Annotated in this window: 18 protein-coding genes; 13 read left to right on the top strand and 5 right to left on the bottom strand. The window is 74.0% G+C overall.

Features of this window, described 5'->3' with window-relative positions; genetic code table 11:
* Nucleotides 1-29: 29 nt before the first annotated feature.
* On the top strand, nucleotides 30-566 hold the full coding sequence (locus AB0G13_RS01820) for a DUF1360 domain-containing protein (RefSeq protein ID WP_357867372.1): 537 nt from the start codon (nucleotides 30-32) through the stop codon (nucleotides 564-566).
* Nucleotides 567-714: 148 nt separating this feature from the next.
* On the opposite strand, the gene AB0G13_RS01815 is transcribed toward AB0G13_RS01820, so the two are convergent.
* From AB0G13_RS01815 to AB0G13_RS01805, 3 genes are all read right to left on the bottom strand, one after another.
* Nucleotides 715-924: a hypothetical protein gene (locus tag AB0G13_RS01815; RefSeq protein WP_357867369.1), complete on the bottom strand. Its 210-nt coding sequence runs from the start codon at nucleotides 922-924 to the stop codon at nucleotides 715-717.
* Nucleotides 925-1,067: 143 nt separating this feature from the next.
* On the bottom strand, nucleotides 1,068-1,316 hold the full coding sequence (locus tag AB0G13_RS01810) for a hypothetical protein (RefSeq protein ID WP_357867501.1): 249 nt from the start codon (nucleotides 1,314-1,316) through the stop codon (nucleotides 1,068-1,070).
* Nucleotides 1,317-1,823: 507 nt separating this feature from the next.
* Nucleotides 1,824-2,921 (bottom strand): 3-deoxy-7-phosphoheptulonate synthase, encoded by a 1,098-nt coding sequence (locus AB0G13_RS01805; RefSeq protein ID WP_357867498.1) that lies wholly within the window; start codon nucleotides 2,919-2,921, stop codon nucleotides 1,824-1,826.
* 304 nt (nucleotides 2,922-3,225) lie between these two features.
* On the opposite strand from AB0G13_RS01805, the gene AB0G13_RS01800 reads away from it, so the two are divergent.
* Nucleotides 3,226-4,380, top strand: coding sequence for an alkaline phosphatase PhoX (locus AB0G13_RS01800; protein WP_357867366.1), 1,155 nt, complete (start codon nucleotides 3,226-3,228; stop codon nucleotides 4,378-4,380).
* Between the two features lie 142 nt (nucleotides 4,381-4,522).
* Nucleotides 4,523-4,738 carry a hypothetical protein gene (locus AB0G13_RS01795; RefSeq protein ID WP_357867363.1) on the top strand — a complete coding sequence of 72 codons (216 nt, stop codon included), beginning with the start codon at nucleotides 4,523-4,525 and terminating at the stop codon, nucleotides 4,736-4,738.
* Here the strand turns inward: AB0G13_RS01795 and AB0G13_RS01790 are convergent.
* Nucleotides 4,705-5,445, bottom strand: coding sequence for a phosphodiesterase (locus tag AB0G13_RS01790; protein WP_357867360.1), 741 nt, complete (start codon nucleotides 5,443-5,445; stop codon nucleotides 4,705-4,707). The two genes, AB0G13_RS01795 and AB0G13_RS01790, sit on opposite strands and share 34 nt — an antisense overlap.
* An 89-nt stretch (nucleotides 5,446-5,534) precedes the next feature.
* Here AB0G13_RS01790 and AB0G13_RS01785 point away from each other — a divergent pair, with 89 nt between their 5' ends.
* The 10 genes from AB0G13_RS01785 to AB0G13_RS01740 all read left to right on the top strand — a co-directional run bounded on the left by AB0G13_RS01785 (nucleotide 5,535) and on the right by AB0G13_RS01740 (nucleotide 16,197).
* The gene (locus AB0G13_RS01785; RefSeq protein ID WP_357867357.1) at nucleotides 5,535-6,827 is read left to right on the top strand and encodes a pitrilysin family protein; all 1,293 of its coding nucleotides are present in this window, start codon (nucleotides 5,535-5,537) and stop codon (nucleotides 6,825-6,827) included.
* Entirely contained in the window at nucleotides 6,827-8,173 is a 1,347-nt protein-coding gene (locus AB0G13_RS01780) for an insulinase family protein (protein WP_357867352.1), read from the top strand. The genes AB0G13_RS01785 and AB0G13_RS01780 overlap by 1 nt, the downstream gene beginning before the upstream one ends.
* A gap of 255 nt (nucleotides 8,174-8,428) precedes the next feature.
* Entirely contained in the window at nucleotides 8,429-9,454 is a 1,026-nt protein-coding gene (locus AB0G13_RS01775) for an aspartate-semialdehyde dehydrogenase (RefSeq protein WP_357867349.1), read from the top strand.
* A gap of 152 nt (nucleotides 9,455-9,606) precedes the next feature.
* Entirely contained in the window at nucleotides 9,607-10,023 is a 417-nt protein-coding gene (locus AB0G13_RS01770; RefSeq protein ID WP_357867346.1) for a CBS domain-containing protein, read from the top strand.
* Nucleotides 10,024-10,340: 317 nt separating this feature from the next.
* A complete protein-coding gene (locus AB0G13_RS01765; protein WP_357867343.1) occupies nucleotides 10,341-10,943 on the top strand; it encodes a hypothetical protein in 603 nt (200 codons plus the stop codon).
* 144 nt (nucleotides 10,944-11,087) lie between these two features.
* Nucleotides 11,088-11,465 (top strand): SCP2 sterol-binding domain-containing protein, encoded by a 378-nt coding sequence (locus AB0G13_RS01760; RefSeq protein ID WP_357867340.1) that lies wholly within the window; start codon nucleotides 11,088-11,090, stop codon nucleotides 11,463-11,465.
* Nucleotides 11,465-13,525, top strand: coding sequence for a glycogen debranching N-terminal domain-containing protein (locus AB0G13_RS01755; protein WP_357867337.1), 2,061 nt, complete (start codon nucleotides 11,465-11,467; stop codon nucleotides 13,523-13,525). The genes AB0G13_RS01760 and AB0G13_RS01755 overlap by 1 nt, the downstream gene beginning before the upstream one ends.
* A gap of 216 nt (nucleotides 13,526-13,741) precedes the next feature.
* Complete coding sequence (locus tag AB0G13_RS01750) at nucleotides 13,742-14,500, top strand: lysophospholipid acyltransferase family protein (protein ID WP_357867334.1); 759 nt, start codon at nucleotides 13,742-13,744, stop codon at nucleotides 14,498-14,500.
* A 103-nt stretch (nucleotides 14,501-14,603) separates the two neighbouring features.
* Nucleotides 14,604-15,212 (top strand): isochorismatase family protein, encoded by a 609-nt coding sequence (locus AB0G13_RS01745; RefSeq protein ID WP_357867332.1) that lies wholly within the window; start codon nucleotides 14,604-14,606, stop codon nucleotides 15,210-15,212.
* Nucleotides 15,213-15,216: 4 nt separating this feature from the next.
* Nucleotides 15,217-16,197 (top strand): DJ-1/PfpI family protein, encoded by a 981-nt coding sequence (locus AB0G13_RS01740; protein ID WP_357867329.1) that lies wholly within the window; start codon nucleotides 15,217-15,219, stop codon nucleotides 16,195-16,197.
* Here the strand turns inward: AB0G13_RS01740 and AB0G13_RS01735 are convergent.
* A complete protein-coding gene (locus AB0G13_RS01735; RefSeq protein WP_357867326.1) occupies nucleotides 16,079-16,804 on the bottom strand; it encodes a hypothetical protein in 726 nt (241 codons plus the stop codon). The genes AB0G13_RS01740 and AB0G13_RS01735 overlap by 119 nt on opposite strands.
* Nucleotides 16,805-16,826 lie beyond the last annotated feature (22 nt).

The following is a 16,826-nucleotide window of genomic DNA, read 5'->3' as shown; positions in this document are numbered from 1 at the left end:
CGCACGACCGAGAAGATCGAGGAGACCGGGTGACCGCCCTGAAGGAGAAGGTGGCGCGGCTGCGCCAGGCGTACGCGCCGCACGAGCACCGGCCGCTGGGCGGCTACCTGGTTGCGATGGGAACCTACGCCGGGGTGACCGCCGGCATCGCCGGTCTGGTGAAGGCGACCGGCCGCCCGGTGCCCGAGCGTCCCGCCCCGGCCGACGTGGTGCTGCTTGCCATCGCCACCCACAAGCTCAGCCGGCTGCTGTCGAAGGACGCGGTGACGAGCCCGTTGCGGGCCCCGTTCACCCGGTACGACAAGCCGATCGGCAGCGGCGAGGTGATGGAGCAGGTACGTGACCAGGGCAGCTCCACCCGGCACGCGATCGGGGAGCTGCTGAGCTGCCCGTTCTGCCTCGCCGTCTGGGTCGCCACCGGGCTCACCGGCGGGCTGGTGCTCGCTCCCCGGCTCACCCGGCTGGTGGCGACCGCGCTGACCGCCGTGGCCGCCTCGGACTTCCTCCAGATGGCGTACGCGGTGGCCCAGCAGGTGGCCGAGGGCGGCGACCACGACGAGGACTGACGACGTACGGAAGGGGGCCGGCGCGCAGCCGGCCCCCTCCGTCGTACCGTCCTCGTGTCGTCCTTCGTCGTGCCGTCCCCTGGTCGTGCCGTCCCCTGGTCGTGCCGTCCTCGCCGTCCTTCGGCGTGCCTCGTCGGCCGCCGGAGCGTCAGGTCGGGGTGGTGCCGTGGTCCTCGCCGGCCCAGCCCCGGGAGGCCTCCGGCTCGCGCTCGTCGGCGTCCGCCCCGGTGATGATGTCCCGGTCGACCGCAGTGCGGTCGTGCTCGTTGGCGAAGTCGGGCTCCGGCAGGGTGTCCCGGCCCTCGGCTGGTTGACCGAGCGCCGGCAGCTTCTCGTGCTCTTCCTCGTGGTGGGACATGTCGCTCTCCTCACTGCTCGTCGACCTCCGGTGCGGGAAGGCCGGCCGCCCCCGGGGGACGGGTGGCGCGTCTCGCCTCGCGGACGAGGGGCCGGCACGACCCGGTCGGGCCGCGCCGACGGCCCGACCGGAGCCGCGGGGCGTCAGGTGACCGAACCGCCGAGCAGGTCGGCCACCTCGTCCACGGCGTACTCGCCCCCGGGCAGGGCGGCGATGCGGGTGAGGAGCTGCGCGGGAAGCTCGGCGGCGACGGCCCGGCGGTAGATGTCCGCCTGACTGATCCGCTCCTGGCCGTGGTAGAGATCCTCGAGCAGCTCGTCGAGGCGTCGGGTGTCCGGCTCCTCGATCACGGGCGCGTCCGTCACAGGTGCGTCGTCGGTCACGTCGGTCAGCTACCCGCGTCCGAATCGGTCAAACGTCACCGCGCGACCGGCGCCCGCTGACCCGGGTGGTGGCCGTCGGGGCTGTGACGGCGGTCATGGTGGGGGCCGGAACACCGGCGGCGGGTCGCCCGTTGAGTCAGGTGTCGGTGTGTCCAGTGTCCCCGGGCCTCACCCAAATTGCCTTCGCGGAATACCGTTCGGCTGGAGCCGCGTCGCGCCACTCGCCGAGAGGCGACCTGCACACCGACACCAGCGCCGCCCCCGAGCCTCCGGGCCCGGGGGCGGCGTTGTCTCTCCCACCTTCCCCTGTCCCGCCGCACCCCGTCCCCGCCCCCTCGCCTCCTGCCGCCCTGCTCCCGGCCGCGCTGCCCCCGTCGCACTGTTCTGGGTGATCATGAGGTTGGCGGCAGAAACGGAGATCGACTTCGCCGCCAATCTCATGATCGCCAGGCCAGGCCAGGCCAGGCCAGGCCTGGCCCGGGCGGGCCGGCCCGGGGCGGGTGGGGGAGAGTCGGGTCAGGCGGGGGTGGGGGCGGGGGTGCGGCGGCGGGTGCGGACGGCGGCGGCCAGGTGGGTGAGGACCTCCTCGGTGCTGTCCCAGCCGATGCAGGCGTCGGTGACCGACTGGCCGTACGTCAGCTCGCGGGTCGGGTCGAGATCCTGGCGGCCGGCGAGCAGGAAGCTCTCCAGCATGATCCCGACGATGCCGCGCTGGCCGGCGTCGAGCTGGGCGGCCACGTCGGCCGCCACCTTCGGCTGGTTGCGGTGGTCCTTGCCGCTGTTGGCGTGGCTCGCGTCGATCACCACGCGCTCCGGGAGCCCGGCCGCGCGCAGCAGCTCCAGGGCGCCCGCCACCGACTCCGCGTCGTAGTTCGGCCGGCCGCCCCCGCCGCGCAGCACCAGGTGCCCGTCCGCGTTGCCCCGGGTGTGCAGGATCGCCGGCGTGCCGGAGAAGTCGATGCCGGGGAAGACGTGCGGTACGCCGGCGGCCCGGATGGCGTCCACGGCGGTGCCGATGCTGCCGTCCGGACGGTTCTTCATGCCGATCGGCATCGACAGGCCGGAGGCGAGCTGCCGGTGCACCTGGCTCTCCACCGTCCGCGCGCCGATCGCGCCCCACGCCACCGTGTCGGCGATGTACTGCGGGGTGATCGGGTCGAGGAACTCGCAGCCGACGGGAAGCCCCAGGCGCAGCACGTCGAGCAGGAGCGCGCGGGCGGTACGCAGGCCGGTGTTGACGTCGCCGGAGCCGTCCAGCCCGGGGTCGTTGATCAGGCCCTTCCAGCCCACCGTCGAGCGCGGCTTCTCGAAGTAGACCCGCATCACCACCAGCAGGTCGTCGGCCACCCGGGCGGCGGCGGCGCGCAGCCGGTGGGCGTACTCCAGGGCGGCGGCCGGGTCGTGCACCGAGCACGGGCCGACCACCACCAGGAGGCGGTCGTCGGCGCCGTCCAGCACCCGGCCGACCGCGCGTCGCCCGGCCAGCACGGCCGAGGCGAGCGTGTCGTCGAGGGGCAGCTCGTGGTGCAGCAGGGCCGGGGTGGTCAGCGGCACGACGCGGTCGATCCGCTGGTCGCTGACCCGAACGGTCTCCGGGGTCGTCACGGTGGGAATCCTTCCGCCGACCGTGCCCCGGGGCCGGTGCCCGGGTCGAGCCGGCTGCTCGTACGCAAAAGGGCAGGAACGAGAGCTCCTGCCCGGCCGGCTCGAATGTGGTGACGTCAGATCATGGTGAAGTCACCGGCGTGCGAGCCGGCTGCCTAAACCATCGATACGAACGCGTCACGCGGCCCAGCGTACCCGACCGTGCGGGAAGGTCCACCCGGGTCGTCGGGAAAGACTCGCCTTGCGTTCACCTTCGTCGATGTCTGCGGCGGTAGTTTCATCGACACCGACCGCTGTTCTCCGGAGGTTCCCGATGGACCGTCGTACCGTCCTGCGCGCCACCGTCCTCGGCGGCGCCGCCGCCTTCTCCGGCAGTCTCTGGGCCGGCGCCGCCCACGCCGCCCCTGCTCAGCCCGGTGCCAGCCCCTACGGGCCGCTCGGCGCGGCCGACGCCAACGGCATCCAACTGCCCGCCGGCTTCACCAGCCGGGTGATCGCCCGCTCCCGGCAGACGGTGCCCGGCACGTCGTACACCTGGCACGACGCGCCCGACGGCGGCGCCTGCTTCGTCGCCGGCACGGGCTGGATCTACGTCTCGAACTCCGAGATCCTCACCACCGGCGGGGCGTCCGCGGTGCGCTTCGCCGCCGACGGCAGCGTCGTCTCGGCGTACCGCATCCTGTCGAACACCAACCGCAACTGCGCGGGCGGCGCGACGCCGTGGGGGACCTGGCTCTCCGGCGAGGAGGTCAGCCGGGGGTACGTCTACGAGACGTACCCGCAGGGCGACCGGGCCGGGGTGCGGCGGGCCGCCATGGGGCGGTTCAACCACGAGGCCGCCGCCTGCGACCCGGACCGCCGGGTCGTCTACCTCACGGAGGACGAGACCAGCGGCTGCTTCTACCGGTTCCGTCCGACCACCTGGGGTGACCTCTCCGCCGGCACGCTGGAGGTGCTGGTCGCCGGCACGGGCACCAGCGGCCCGGTGAGCTGGGCGCGGGTGCCCGACCCGGACGGCTCGCCCACGCTCACCCGCGACCAGGTCGCGGGCGCGAAGAAGTTCAACGGCGGCGAGGGCTGCTGGTACGCGGACGGCACCTGCTGGTTCACCACCAAGGGCGACAACCGGGTCTGGGCCTACGACGCGGTCGACCAGCGCATCGACCTGGCGTACGACGACTCGCTGGTCTCCGGGACGGCGCCGCTGACCGGGGTGGACAACATCACCGGGGCCCGCTCGGGCGACCTCTACGTCGCCGAGGACGGCGGCAACATGGAGATCAACGTGATCACGCCGACCGGGGTGGTCGCCCCGTTCCTGCGGATCACCGGCCAGTCCTCGTCGGAGATCTGCGGGCCGGCGTTCTCGCCCGACGGCAGCCGGTTCTACTTCTCGTCGCAGCGCGGCACGTCCGGCTCCTCCTCCGGGGGCGTCACCTACGAGGTGCGCGGCCCGTTCCGCTCCTGACCGGCCCGCCTGTGCCCCCGCCCGCGCCGGCCCGCCTCCACCTGCGCGCCGGCCCGCCCCCGCCCGGTGCGGGCGGCCCTCCCGCCGGGCCGGGCGCGATCATGCGGCGTGCCGGAGGCGGCGGCGGGGTATGTGGGCGGTCATGAGTCACGAGCAGAGCGACCAGGAACGGGTGGAGTCCCGCGCCCACCTGCTGCCCGAGGAGGCGGCGGTCGGCAGCGACGACCCCCAGGCGCAGGCGGAAGCCATCCTCGCCGAGTCCGACATCCGGGAGGAGGACCGCAACGCCGCTCCGGACACCGTGCTGGAGCGGCGTACCTCCGATCAGACGGTGACCCCCGTCGAACCCCCCGACTGAGCTACGGCACCCCGGGCCCGTCGGGAGCCCCGGTAGGTGTGCTCCCGCAGCCAGGCGATCGGGCCGACCGCCCGCAGTCCGGGCGGCAGGTTGCCGATCGGGTCGAAGGCCAGCGCGGCGTCCTCCCGGGCGCTGAGCTGGGCACCGAGGACGACCTGGCCGAACGGCCGCCACGGCCCGACGGCGGACGCGACCGCGAGCGCTAGGCGCGGCGCGTCCGCCCGGGCCGCGGCGGCCACCTCGGCCAGGCTGCGGCCCAGGTCGGGCGACTCCGGGTCGGCCAGGGCGGCCAGGAAGAGCCGCCGCCGGCCCGCGCGGAACGGCATGATCGTGCTGTACGTCCCCGCGAAGCGCCGCCGGGGCAGCGGCAGGTTCCGCAGCAGCGGCGCGGCCCCGCTGGAACTGACCAGCAGGTCGAACGGCCGGCCGGCGTCGAGGTGCAGCCGCACGGCCAGCCCCAGCACGTCCGGCCAGCCGCCGGGGGTGGGCACGCCCTTGGAGAGCCGGACGGTCGCCCGGAAGCGACCCGGGTCGTCCAGCAGCGGCACCCCGGTCGGCGGTCCCGGCGTACCCCAGACGACCACCTCGCCCGCGAACGAGCGGCCCGCGGGGTGCAGCAGGCGGGCCCGGCGCAGCCGGGTCAGGGCGGCGGTCGCGCGGTCGACCGCGACGGCGGCCCGGTCGGTCACGGTGGCGGCAGGCGGCATCCTCCCCCGGTACCCGGCCGCCGGCGGTCGATGCCTCGCCACGTGCGGCGCGTCCCCTTCCCGCGTACCTGATCGGATAGCGTCGTGCCATGCCCGACAGCGGTTACCCCTGGCCCATCGAGACCACCCGACTGGACAACGGCCTGCGCGTGGTGGTGAGTGAGGACCGCACCGCCCCCGCGGTCGCCGTGAACCTCTGGTACGACGTCGGCTCCCGGCACGAACCCGCGGGGCAGACGGGCTTCGCCCACCTCTTCGAGCACCTGATGTTCGAGGGCTCGGCCAACGTGGCGAAGACCGAGCACATGAAGCTGGTACAGGGCGCGGGCGGTTCCCTCAACGCCACCACCAACCCGGACCGCACCAACTACTTCGAGACCGTCCCCGCCGAGCACCTGGAACTGGCGCTGTGGCTGGAGGCGGACCGGATGGGCGGCCTGGTCCCCGCGCTGACCCAGGAGACGCTGGACAACCAGCGGGACGTGGTCAAGAACGAGCGGCGCCAGCGCTACGAGAACGTGCCCTACGGCGACGCCTGGCTGCGGCTGCTGCCGCTGCTCTATCCGCCCGGGCACCCCTACCACCACGCCACGATCGGGTCGATGGCCGACCTGAACGCCGCCGACCTGGACACCTTCCAGGCGTTCCACCGGACCTACTACGCGCCCAACAACGCGGTGCTCACCGTGGTGGGCGACGCCTCGGCCGCCGAGGTGTTCGCACTGGCCGACAAGTACTTCGGCGCGATCCCGCCCCGCGCGGAGATTCCGTCCGCGCCGGACGGCCGGAGCGTCCCGGCCACCGGCCGACCCGCCGTGGAGACGGTCACCGCCGACGTGCCGGCGCCGCGCGTCTACGTCGCGCACCGCACCCACCTCTTCGGCAGCCCCGGCTACGACGTGGTGACGGTGCTCGCCACCGTGCTGGGCAGCGGCCGGGGCAGCCGCCTCTACCAGCGCCTCGCCGACGGGGAGCGGATCGCCCAGCCCGACCTGGTCGGGGCGTACGGGGTGGACCTGGCGCACGCCCCCGCGCCGCTGATCGCCACCGCCACGGCCCGCCCCGGGGTGAGCGCCGAACGGCTGGCCGCCGGGCTGGCCGAGGTGGTCGACGAACTGGTGACCGTCCCGGTCACCGCCACCGAGCTGGACCGGGCCAAGTCCCTGCTGAGCACCTCCTGGTGGCGGCAGATGTCCACGGTGGACGGCCGGGCGGACACGCTGGGGCGCTACGCCACCCAGTTCGGCGACCCGGCGAAGGCCGCGGAGCGACTGCCGGCCTGGCTCGCGGTGACCGCCGAGCAGATCGCCGAGGCCGCCGCCGAGGTGCTCGCCGCCGACGACCGGGTGACCCTGACCTACCTGCCCGAGGAGAAGCCCTGATGACGCTGATCGCTGACCGTCCCGGGCCGGGCGCCGCCCGCCCGTACCGGTTCCCGCAGGTGGTCCGCCGCACGGTGGCGGGTGGTCAGGTGGTCGCCGCGCACCTGCCCGGGCAGAACCTGGCCGTGGCGCTGCTGCTGCTCGACGCGGGCGCCGGCCGCGAGCCGACCGGCAAGGAAGGGCTCGGCGCGGTGCTCGCCAAGGCCCTGGAGGAGGGGACCGCGCAGCGCGACGCGACGGCGTACGCGCTGGCGATCGAGGGGCTCGGCACCGAGCTGGTGATCGGGCTGGACTGGGACTCCTTCCAGGTCAGCGTGCAGGTGCCGGTGGAACGGCTGAGCGCCGCCGTGGAGCTGCTCGCCGAGGCGGTGCGCACCCCGAAGCTGGACCCGGACGACGTCCGGCGGGTTCGCGACGACGAGGCGACCGCGCTGCGGATGGACTGGGCCAACCCCGGCCCGCGGGCCGACGCGGCGCTGCGCGCGGACCTGTTCGGCGCCGGAAACCGCTGGGGCCGCCCCCTCTACGGCGACCCGGAGTCGGTGGCCGCGCTGGACGCCGAGGACGTCACCGTCTTCCACTCCGAGTGGTTCATCCGCCCCGGCACGCTGATCGTCGCCGGTGACCTGGACCGGCTGGACCTGGACGCGCTCGGCGCGGCGGCGTTCGGCGGCACCGGCGGCGGGCCGGTCGACCGGGGCGGCCCGATCGAGGTGCCGACCCGTTCCGGCCGGCGGATCATCCTGGTGGACCGGCCCGGCTCGGTGCAGTCCACGCTGCGGCTGGGCCACCCGTCGCCGCACCGCGCCCACCCCGACCACGTGCCGATGACGCTCGCCGGCACGGTGCTCGGCGGGGCGTTCACCTCCCGGCTCAACCACCTGATCCGCGAGGTGCGCGGCTACACGTACGGCATCCGGGGCGACTTCGCCTCGGCCCGCCGGTTCGGCCGGTTCGGGGTCAGCTCCAGTGTGCAGACGGCGGTCACCGCGCCGGCCGTCGTCGAGGCGGTCGGGGAGATCACCCGTACCCGGGAGACCGGGGTGACCGAGGATGAGCTGGCGGTCGCGCGCTCCTGGCGGGCCGGGCAGCTCTCGGTCGAGCTGCAGACCCCCCGGGCGATCGCCTCCGCGCTGACCACCCTGGTCGTGCACGACCTGCCGGACGACTACCACGCCCGGCTGCGGGAGTCGCTGCTCGCCGCCGACGTGGCGGAGGTCTCGGCGGCGGCCGCCGCGCACCTGCGCCCGGAGGAGCTGGCCCTCGTGGTGGAGGGCGACGCCGCGGTGATCCGCGACGAACTCGTCGCCACCGGCCTGGGTGAGCTGGTCGAGCCCGCCTCCTGACCGGCGGGGGCGGTGTGACTTCGGTCGCGCCGCCCCCGGCCGGTGCCGTGGCCGTGGCCGGGCGGCCGACGTGGATGCTTCGGCGAGCCGTCCCGCCGGCCCACGATTCTTCCGTCCCACCGGCCCGTCCGGCGCCGTCGTTCCGTCCCGGCGGCCGCCCGGGTGACGACGGCCACCGCCGGGCGGGGCCGCCGCCGGCCCGGTCGGTGGGAAAGCGTTCCCGGCCGGGTGGCCGGGCTGGGTAGCCTCGCGGGCATGAGGATCGGCATTGTGGGGGCCACCGGCCAGGTCGGTGGCGTGATGCGGCAGGTGCTGGCGGAGCGGGAGTTCCCGGCGGAGCAGGTGCGGTTGTTCGCCTCGGCGCGGTCGGCCGGGCGCACCCTGCCCTGGCGGGACGGCGAGGTGACCGTGGAGGACGCGGCCACCGCCGACTACTCGGGGCTCGACATCGTGCTCTTCTCCGCCGGCAAGGGCACCGCGAAGGAACTCGCGCCGCGGGTCGCCGCCGCCGGGGCCGTCGTCATCGACAACTCCTCGGCGTTCCGGATGGACCCCGAGGTGCCGCTGGTCGTCGCCGAGGTCAACCCGCACGCCGCCGCCGTACGCCCCAAGGGGATCATCGCCAACCCGAACTGCACGACGATGGCCGCGATGCCCGTGCTGCGCCCGCTGCACGCCGAGGCGGAGCTGGTCAGCCTGGTCGTCTCGACGTACCAGGCGGTCTCCGGCGCGGGCCTGGCCGGCGTCGCCGAGCTCGACGAGCAGGTCCGCAAGGTCGCCGAGCACGCCGCCGGCCTCGCCTTCGACGGCGCGGCCGTGGAGTTCCCGGCCCCCCGCTCCTTCGCCCGGCCGATCGCCTTCAACGTGCTCCCGCTGGCCGGCTCGATCGTCGACGACGGCAGCTTCGAGACCGACGAGGAGCAGAAGCTGCGCAACGAGAGCCGCCGCATCCTGGAGATCCCCGGGCTGCGCGTCTCCGGCACCTGCGTCCGGGTGCCCGTGTTCACCGGCCACTCGCTCCAGATCAACGCCCGCTTCGCCCGCCCGATCACCCCGCAGCGGGCCCGCGAGCTGCTCGACGGCACCCCCGGCGTGGCGCTCGCCGACGTGCCGACCCCGTTGCAGGCCGCCGGGCAGGACCCGACCTACGTCGGGCGGATCCGCGCCGACGAGACCGTCGAGCACGGCCTCGCCCTGTTCTGCTCCAACGACAACCTGCGCAAGGGCGCCGCGCTCAACGCGGTGCAGCTCGCCGAGCTGGTCGCCGCCGAGCGCCGCTGACCGACGCGCCTTCCCCGGGCCCCCGCCGGCTTCGGCGGGGGCCCGTCGCGTCCGTCGGTGGGACCACCTGACCCGGGCTCGCCCGAGGCGCGTCGCGTTACCCCGTCCGGTCGGCGGGTAGACGGCGGTGCCGACACCGAGAGGGGAGCACCATGACAACGGTCGGAGAGTTCATGACGACCCGGTTGGTGACGATGGACGGCAACGACACGCTGACCGCCGCCGCGCAGGAGATGCGCGACAGCGCCATCGGCGACGTGGTGGTGACCGACGGCGACGACGTCATCGGCATCGTGACGGACCGGGACATCACGGTCCGGGGCGTGGCCGAGAACCTGGACCCGAACTCGACGCCGCTCAACCGGGTCACCAGCAAGGACGTGATCACGGTGAGCCAGTACGACGACGCGGTGGCCGCCGCCGACCTGATGCGGACCTACGCCGTCCGCCGGTTGCCGGTCATCGACGACGGGCGGCTGGTCGGCCTGGTCTCGATGGGCGACCTCGCCGTGGAGCGAGAGCCGCAGTCGGTGCTCGCCGACATCAGCGCCGACGAACCGAACAACTGACCGTCCGCCGCGGCGCGCCGGCTCCCCGAAGCGGGAGCCGGCGTCGCGTCTTCGCCGTGATGGGCGTGGCGCCGACGCCCCGGGCGACACTCGCCGACGGCTACCTTCGCGCGCGGCGCCCGGAGGTGGCCGAACGGCATCGGCCTGCTGGCGGGGGTCCGCCCGCTCCGGGACGTCGGCCCCGGGTGGGCTGCCAGTCCTATGATCCTGCCGTGTCTGCAGAGCCCCCCACACCAGGCCGGATCCCGTCGACCGGATGGCGACCCCACGAGCGACGCACCATGACGGCATCATCCGCGGCAACGAGTTCCGGACCGATGGCGGGAGCCTGGTCGGCCGGCAGGTCGATCACGACGACGATGCTGGTGGTGCTGCTCGGTCTGGTCGTGATCGGGTTGAACACCGCCGTCGCGTACGTGGCGGTCGGCGCGACGGTCGTCCCGATCGTCACCGGCCTGCTTCTCTGCCTGGCCTTCGTGTTCGCCGTACGTCTGCTGCACCGGGCAGCGTGGCTGGCCTTCCTCGCGGTTATTCCGGCCCTGTTCGTCCTCGTGGGATCGGTGCAACTGGCCCCAGAGGCGGTGCTGGAGACGCGCGGCGTCCGCCAGGAGGTGACGATCGTCGACGTGCAGGTCGTCGGCAAGCGGCACGCGTTCACGCTCCAGGGTGCCGACGGGCGCCTCGATGAGCCGCTGGTCTACCAGGGCAGCAATCCCGGCTACCAGGTCGGCGACAGGCTCGCCGTGCTCACCGACCCGGACGGGGTGGTCGAGCTTGAGGTCGCCGACCGGGTCGACTCCGGCGGCATGCTGGCGGCACTGCTCCTCGGCGGCGTCGGCTGGACCGTCATCGCGCTGCTCGCCGGGTGGCGTGGCCACGTCCGCCGGTGGAAGGGCCGCTACGACACCCTGGTGATCTAGCCGGTGCGGCCCGGCACGGGGGAGCGAGCCGCTGCGTCGCGACGCGCCGGATGGGGGCGACTCACCCGATCCGGGCGAGGTTGGCCCGGCACCGGACGGGGACCCCCTGCTCGGGACATTGACCGACGGGGAGGAGATGACCCGATGGTGGACGCGACGACGAGGTTCTTCGAGGACCTCGACCGGCGGGGGTACGACCCCCTGCTGGCGAAGTCCTCGGGAACCCTGCGCCTGGACCTGCACGAGGGGGCGCACACGACGCACTGGCTGCTGCGGATCGACCACGGGCACCTGCAGGTGAGCCGGGAGGACCAGGAGGCCGACACGGTGCTCGGCACCAGCCCCGACCTCTTCGAGGACCTCGCCGCCGGCCGCGAGCACGGGGTGGCGGCGCTGCTGCGGGGGGACATGACGGTGAGCGGGGACCTCCGACTGGTGGTGCAGCTGGAGCGGCTCTTCCCCGGCCATCCGGACGCCCGCGGACCACGCCGGCATTTCGAGGTCCATCGGGAGGTGCGGTGATGGCACAGAGCAACACGGTCCGGATCCTGGACGGCAGCACCTTCGTGGTGTCGGAGGAAACCGGGGACATCGAGGCGACACCGAGCGAGCCGACCGGGTTCTTCTCCCTGGACACCCGCTTCCTGTCGACGTGGGTGCTGACGGTGAACGGCGACCGGCTCACCCCCCTGTCGTACGACGACCTCCAGTACTACGAGGCCCGCTTCTTCCTGGTGCCGGGGATGGCGACGCACTACATCGACGCCAAGCTCTCGATCATCCGGGAGCGGGCGGTGGGGGGCAGCTTCCGGGAGACGCTCACCATCCTCAACCACGACGAGAAGCCGGTCGACCTGGAGATCAGGATGGAGGCGGCGTCCGACTTCGCCGATCTGTTCCAGGTCAAGGACGAGATCCTCAACAAGAAGGGCGAGATCTACACGGAGGTCGAGTCGGACCGGCTGCGCCTGGGCTACCGGCGGGGCAACTTCATCCGGGAGACGTTGATCTCCGCGTCCCCGGCACCGCGGTACGACCGCAAGGGCTTCGCCTACTCCATCCACCTCCAGCCCAACGAGCGGTGGGAGTCCGAGATCGACGTCAGGACCATGGCGCTCTCCCCGGGCGGGCGGGACCTGCGGATGGGCCTGCGGGCACACACCACCGAGCGGCTCGCGCTCCAGCACGACCTCGAGGAGTGGATCGCCCGGGCCCCCAAGGTCAACAGCCAGCACGACCGGGTCGCCTCGACGTACCGGCGCAGCCTGATCGACCTGGCCGCGCTGCGCTTCTCGCCGCTCTCCCTCGGCGGGGCGTCGCTGCCGGCCGCCGGCCTGCCCTGGTTCATGACCATGTTCGGCCGCGACAGCATCCTGACCTGCCTGCAGACGCTGCCGTTCACGCCGGACCTGTCGAAGACCACGCTGCGGATCCTGGCCTCCCTCCAGGGCACCCGGTTCGACGACTTCCGCGACGAGGACCCGGGCCGGATCCTGCACGAGATGCGCTACGGCGAGACGGCCGCCTTCGAGGAACAGCCGCACTCGCCGTACTACGGGTCGGTGGACGCGACCCCGCTGTTCCTGGTGCTGCTCGACGAGTACGAGAAGTGGAGCGGGGACACCGGGCTGGTCATGGAGCTGGAGCGGGAGTGCCGGGCCGCGCTGAGGTGGATCGACGACTACGCCGACCTGGTCGGCAGCGGCTACATCTGGTACGAGCGGCGCAACACCGACACCGGCCTGGAGAACCAGTGCTGGAAGGACTCCTGGGACTCCATCTCCTACCGTGACGGCACGCTGCCGCCGTTCCCCCGGGCCACCTGCGAGGTGCAGGGGTACGCGTACGACGCGAAGCTGCGGGCTGCCCGCCTGGCCCGCGAGTTCTGGGGTGACCCCGATTTCGCCGACCGGCTGGAGCGGGAGGCGGCGGCGCTGAAGGAGCGGTTCAACCGGGACTTCTGGGTGGAGGACGGCCAGTACTACGCCCTGGCCCTGGACCCGGACGGCCGCCAGTGCGACGTGCTCAGCTCCAACATCGGCCACCTGCTCTGGAGCGGCATCGTCGACCACGACCGGGCCGAGAAGATCGCCGAGCACCTGGTCGGTCCCCGGCTCTTCACCGGCTGGGGGGTGCGGACGCTGGCCGAGGGCGAGGTCCGCTACAACCCGATCGGCTACCACAACGGCACGATCTGGCCGTTCGACAACTCGTTCATCGCCTGGGGCCTGCGCCGGTACGGCTTCGCCGAGGAGGCGGCGGTCATCGCCAGCGGCATCCTCGACGCGGCCACCTACTTCGAGGGCCGGTTGCCGGAGGCGTTCGGGGGCTACCCCCGCGAGCTGACCAAGTTCCCGGTGGAGTACCCGACGGCGTGCAGCCCGCAGGCCTGGTCGACCGGCACGCCGCTGCTGCTGCTGCGCACGATGCTCGGCCTGGAGCCGCACGAGGGGCACCTCGCGGTGGAGCCCCGGCTGCCGATCGGGATGGGCCGCATCGAGGTGCTGGACATCCCGGGCCGGTGGGGTCGCGTCGACGCGTTCGCCCGGGGCCGCCTCGACATGCACCGGCTCACCGACTAGCGCGAGCCGCGTGCGTGGGGCCGGCGGCGACCGGGCGGACCGGGCGCCGCCGGCCGGCCGCGACGGCATCGGCCAGTTCGTCGTCGGCCAGCCCATCATCGAGACGGTGACCACGCAGAAGGCCCTGGCTGGCCGGCACGGGCGGGCGGGGACCGGCCCGCCACGCTGGCCCGGCGGGTCGGCATGGGGTTCAGCCTGGCAGGGTAAGTTCGCGCCATGCCGGAACTCGTGTACCCGCCCGTGATCGCCGCCGCCAAGACGATGTTCCGGGTCCTCGACCTGAAGATCACCATCGAGGGCGCCCACCACGTCCCGCGTACGGGCGGAGCGGTGCTGGCGAGCAACCACGTCAGCTACCTCGACTTCATCTTCTGCGGGCTGGGCGCGCAGGAGTCGAAGCGGCTGGTGCGGTTCATGGCCAAGAAGTCCGTCTTCACGCACAAGGTGTCCGGCCCGCTGATGCGGGGCATGCGGCACATCCCGGTGGACCGGCGGGCGGGTGCCGGGTCGTACGCGACGGCGGTCAGCGCACTGAAGCGCGGTGAGGTGGTCGGCGTCTTCCCGGAGGCCACGATCAGCCGGTCGTTCACGGTCAAGGAGCTCAAGAGCGGGACCACCCGGATGGCGTCCGAGGCCGGTGTGCCGGTGCTGCCGATGGCGCTCTGGGGCACCCAGCGGCTCTGGACCAAGGGCCGGCCGCGCACCCTCACCCGCCGGCACACCCCGATCACCATCCTGATCGGCGAGCCGATGGACCCGGCCGACTACCCGGACGCCAACGCGATGACCGTCGACCTGAAGACGCGGCTGAGCGCGCTGGTCGACCGGGCCCAGCGGAACTACCCCGACGCGCCCGCCGGCCCCGACGACACCTGGTGGCTGCCGGTGCACCTCGGCGGCACCGCGCCCACCCTGGAGGAGGCCGCCGCCCTGGAGGTCCGCCGCCGGGCCGCCGCGGTCAACCCCGACGCCTGACCCGAACTCCCACGCCCCCATCTCGGCGGGGTGGCCGGATCGTTCCGCAGCGGGGCGGGATGGTGCCTGCCGCGCCGACGCGCGCCCGGCGAGGATTCAACCCATGAGCAGATCAGCACTCGTCGTCATCGACGTCCAGGAGTCCTTCCGCCGCCGCCCCGTCTGGGCGTACGCCTCGAACCCCGACATCGTGGGCCAGGTCGGCCGGCTCGTCGGCGCCGCCCGCGAGCGCGGCGACCTGGTCGTCTGGGTCCTGCACGCCGAGCCGGGCACCGGCGGGGTCTTCGACCCGGCCAGCGGGCACGTCCGCCTGATCGAAGGGCTGTCGGCCGCCCCCGGGGAACCGACGCTGGTGAAGACGTCGCACAACGCCTTCACCACCACCAACCTCCAGCAGGTGCTGACGACGGCGGGCGTCCGCGAGATCACCGTCTGCGGCATCCGCACCGAACAGTGCGTCGAGACCACCGCCCGGGTCGGCTGCGACCTCGGCTACCAGGTGACCTTCGTGACGGACGCGACGGTGACCTTCCCGACCCCGCACCGGGACCTGCCGGCCACGGCCACGCAGGAGGAGATCCTCGCCGACCCGCGCACCCTGTCGAACGAGGAGATGACCGCCCGCACCGAGTACGCCCTCGCCGGCCGCTTCGCCACCATCCGCACCGTGGCCGAGGTGACCGGCGCGGTCCCGGCCGGCGCGCGGGCCTGAGCCGATGCCCCGGGTCGTCTTCCTGCTCGTCCCGCAGCTGCACCTGCTGGACCTCGCCGGCCCGGCCCAGGTCTTCTCCACCGCCGCCGATCTCGGGTACGACTACCGGCTGCACTACGTCGCCGACCGGGAGGTAGTGCCGACCGTGCAGGGCGTACCGCTGGTGGCCGGGCTCCGGTGGCCCGAGCTGACCCGCGACGACCTGGTGGTCGTACCCGGATGGCGGCTGCGCGCGCACGGACCGCAGGGGCCGGTCGGGGCGGACGACCTGCGGCGGCTGGCCGACCACCACGCCGGCGGGGGCACCGTCGCCAGCGTCTGCGCCGGCGCGTACGCCCTCGGCCGGGCCGGCCTGCTCGACGGCCGGCACTGCACCACCCACCACGACGTGCAGGACGACCTGGCCCGCCGGTTCCCGGCGGCGCGGGTGGTCCGCGACGTGCTCTACGTGGTCGACGAGCGGGTGGTCACCTCCGCCGGCATCGCCAGCGGCATCGACGTGGCGCTGCACCTCGTGGCCACCCGGCACGGGCCGGCGGTGGCGGCCCGGATCGCCCGCACCCTCGTCGTGCACTCCCGGCGCAACGGTCACGAACCGCAGGCCGGCGCCATGATGCGGCACCGGTCCCACCTCTCCGACGCGGTGCACCGGGTGCAGGACCTGATCGACCGCCGGTTCGCCGAGCCGCTGCCGCTGGCCGACCTGGCCGCCGCCGGCGGGGTGGCCGAGCGGACGCTGACCCGACTGTTCCGGCAGGCCACCGGGCTGACGCCGCTCGGCTACCAGCAGCTGCTGCGGGTGGAACGCGCCGAGCACCTCATCGGGCACGGGGCCACCGTGGAGGCGGCCGCCCGCACCGTCGGCTTCACCGATGCCCGGATGCTGCGCCGGCTGCGGGCCCGTGCCACCCACGGTCGAAGCGTCCCGGCCGGTAGTAGTCGTCCCGGGAGTGGAACTCGACCGGCAGCGACCCGGGCAGGGTGATCCGGGCCTCGCCGGCGCCCGGCCCGGCCCCGGCCCGCACCACCAGCACGTCACGCTCGGGCGGCGAGAGGTCCACCAACTCGGGGTGGGCCAGCCGGAACCCCGCCACCGCCCGGCGCACCCGCCGGGTCAGCTCGACGACCTCCCCGGCGGGGCCAGCGAGGCCGAGGGCCGGCTGCTGGATGGTGCGCAGCGCGTCGCAGACCACCAGCAGACGGGCGGGCTCCGCGGGCCCCGCCGCCAGCAGCTCCAGGCGGGACGGCCACTGCCAGCGGATCTGACCGCTGACCAGGCCCGGCAGCCGGACGCCCCGGCGGTGCCGCGCGCCGTCACCGGCCCCGTCGACCAGGGCGAGCTGCGGCCCGCCGCCGACGTACGCGATCCGCCGGTCGGTGACGGTCACCGCCACCGGCTCGGGCAGCGTCCACCGCCGCCGCGCCTCGGTCGGGCCGAGCAGGTGCCCCGAGGCGTGCAGCCGGTGCCGGGCGAGCACCCGCTCGCCGGCCTCGACGACCAGCTCGTGCCGCCGGTCCAGCGCCGGGGCCACCTCGTCGTCCGCGTCGAAGCGGTGCGGGGCGATGAAGAAGGGGGACGCGTCATCGTGCATCGTCATGACCTCCGGTGCCGAC

The sequence above is a fragment of the Micromonospora sp. NPDC023633 genome (genome assembly GCF_040640035.1).
Lineage (GTDB): Bacteria > Actinomycetota > Actinomycetes > Mycobacteriales > Micromonosporaceae > Micromonospora.
Note: the sequence above shows the minus strand (reverse complement) of the source record. Positions and strands in the feature narration are given on the sequence as shown.

Bases quoted from the DNA above. Each gene is read 5' to 3' on its own strand.
- AB0G13_RS01775 (WP_357867349.1), top strand. From the start codon at position 8,429: ATGAGGATCGGCATTGTGGGGGCCACCGGCCAGGTCGGTGGCGTGATG.
- AB0G13_RS01735 (WP_357867326.1), bottom strand. From the start codon at position 16,804: ATGCACGATGACGCGTCCCCCTTCTTCATCGCCCCGCACCGCTTCGAC.
- AB0G13_RS01790 (WP_357867360.1), bottom strand. From the start codon at position 5,445: ATGCCGCCTGCCGCCACCGTGACCGACCGGGCCGCCGTCGCGGTCGAC.
- AB0G13_RS01770 (WP_357867346.1), top strand. From the start codon at position 9,607: ATGACAACGGTCGGAGAGTTCATGACGACCCGGTTGGTGACGATGGAC.
- AB0G13_RS01765 (WP_357867343.1), top strand. From the start codon at position 10,341: ATGGCGGGAGCCTGGTCGGCCGGCAGGTCGATCACGACGACGATGCTG.
- AB0G13_RS01815 (WP_357867369.1), bottom strand. From the start codon at position 924: ATGTCCCACCACGAGGAAGAGCACGAGAAGCTGCCGGCGCTCGGTCAA.
- AB0G13_RS01745 (WP_357867332.1), top strand. From the start codon at position 14,604: ATGAGCAGATCAGCACTCGTCGTCATCGACGTCCAGGAGTCCTTCCGC.
- AB0G13_RS01760 (WP_357867340.1), top strand. From the start codon at position 11,088: ATGGTGGACGCGACGACGAGGTTCTTCGAGGACCTCGACCGGCGGGGG.
- AB0G13_RS01755 (WP_357867337.1), top strand. From the start codon at position 11,465: ATGGCACAGAGCAACACGGTCCGGATCCTGGACGGCAGCACCTTCGTG.
- AB0G13_RS01740 (WP_357867329.1), top strand. From the start codon at position 15,217: ATGCCCCGGGTCGTCTTCCTGCTCGTCCCGCAGCTGCACCTGCTGGAC.
- AB0G13_RS01800 (WP_357867366.1), top strand. From the start codon at position 3,226: ATGGACCGTCGTACCGTCCTGCGCGCCACCGTCCTCGGCGGCGCCGCC.
- AB0G13_RS01750 (WP_357867334.1), top strand. From the start codon at position 13,742: ATGCCGGAACTCGTGTACCCGCCCGTGATCGCCGCCGCCAAGACGATG.
- AB0G13_RS01785 (WP_357867357.1), top strand. From the start codon at position 5,535: ATGCCCGACAGCGGTTACCCCTGGCCCATCGAGACCACCCGACTGGAC.
- AB0G13_RS01780 (WP_357867352.1), top strand. From the start codon at position 6,827: ATGACGCTGATCGCTGACCGTCCCGGGCCGGGCGCCGCCCGCCCGTAC.
- AB0G13_RS01795 (WP_357867363.1), top strand. From the start codon at position 4,523: ATGAGTCACGAGCAGAGCGACCAGGAACGGGTGGAGTCCCGCGCCCAC.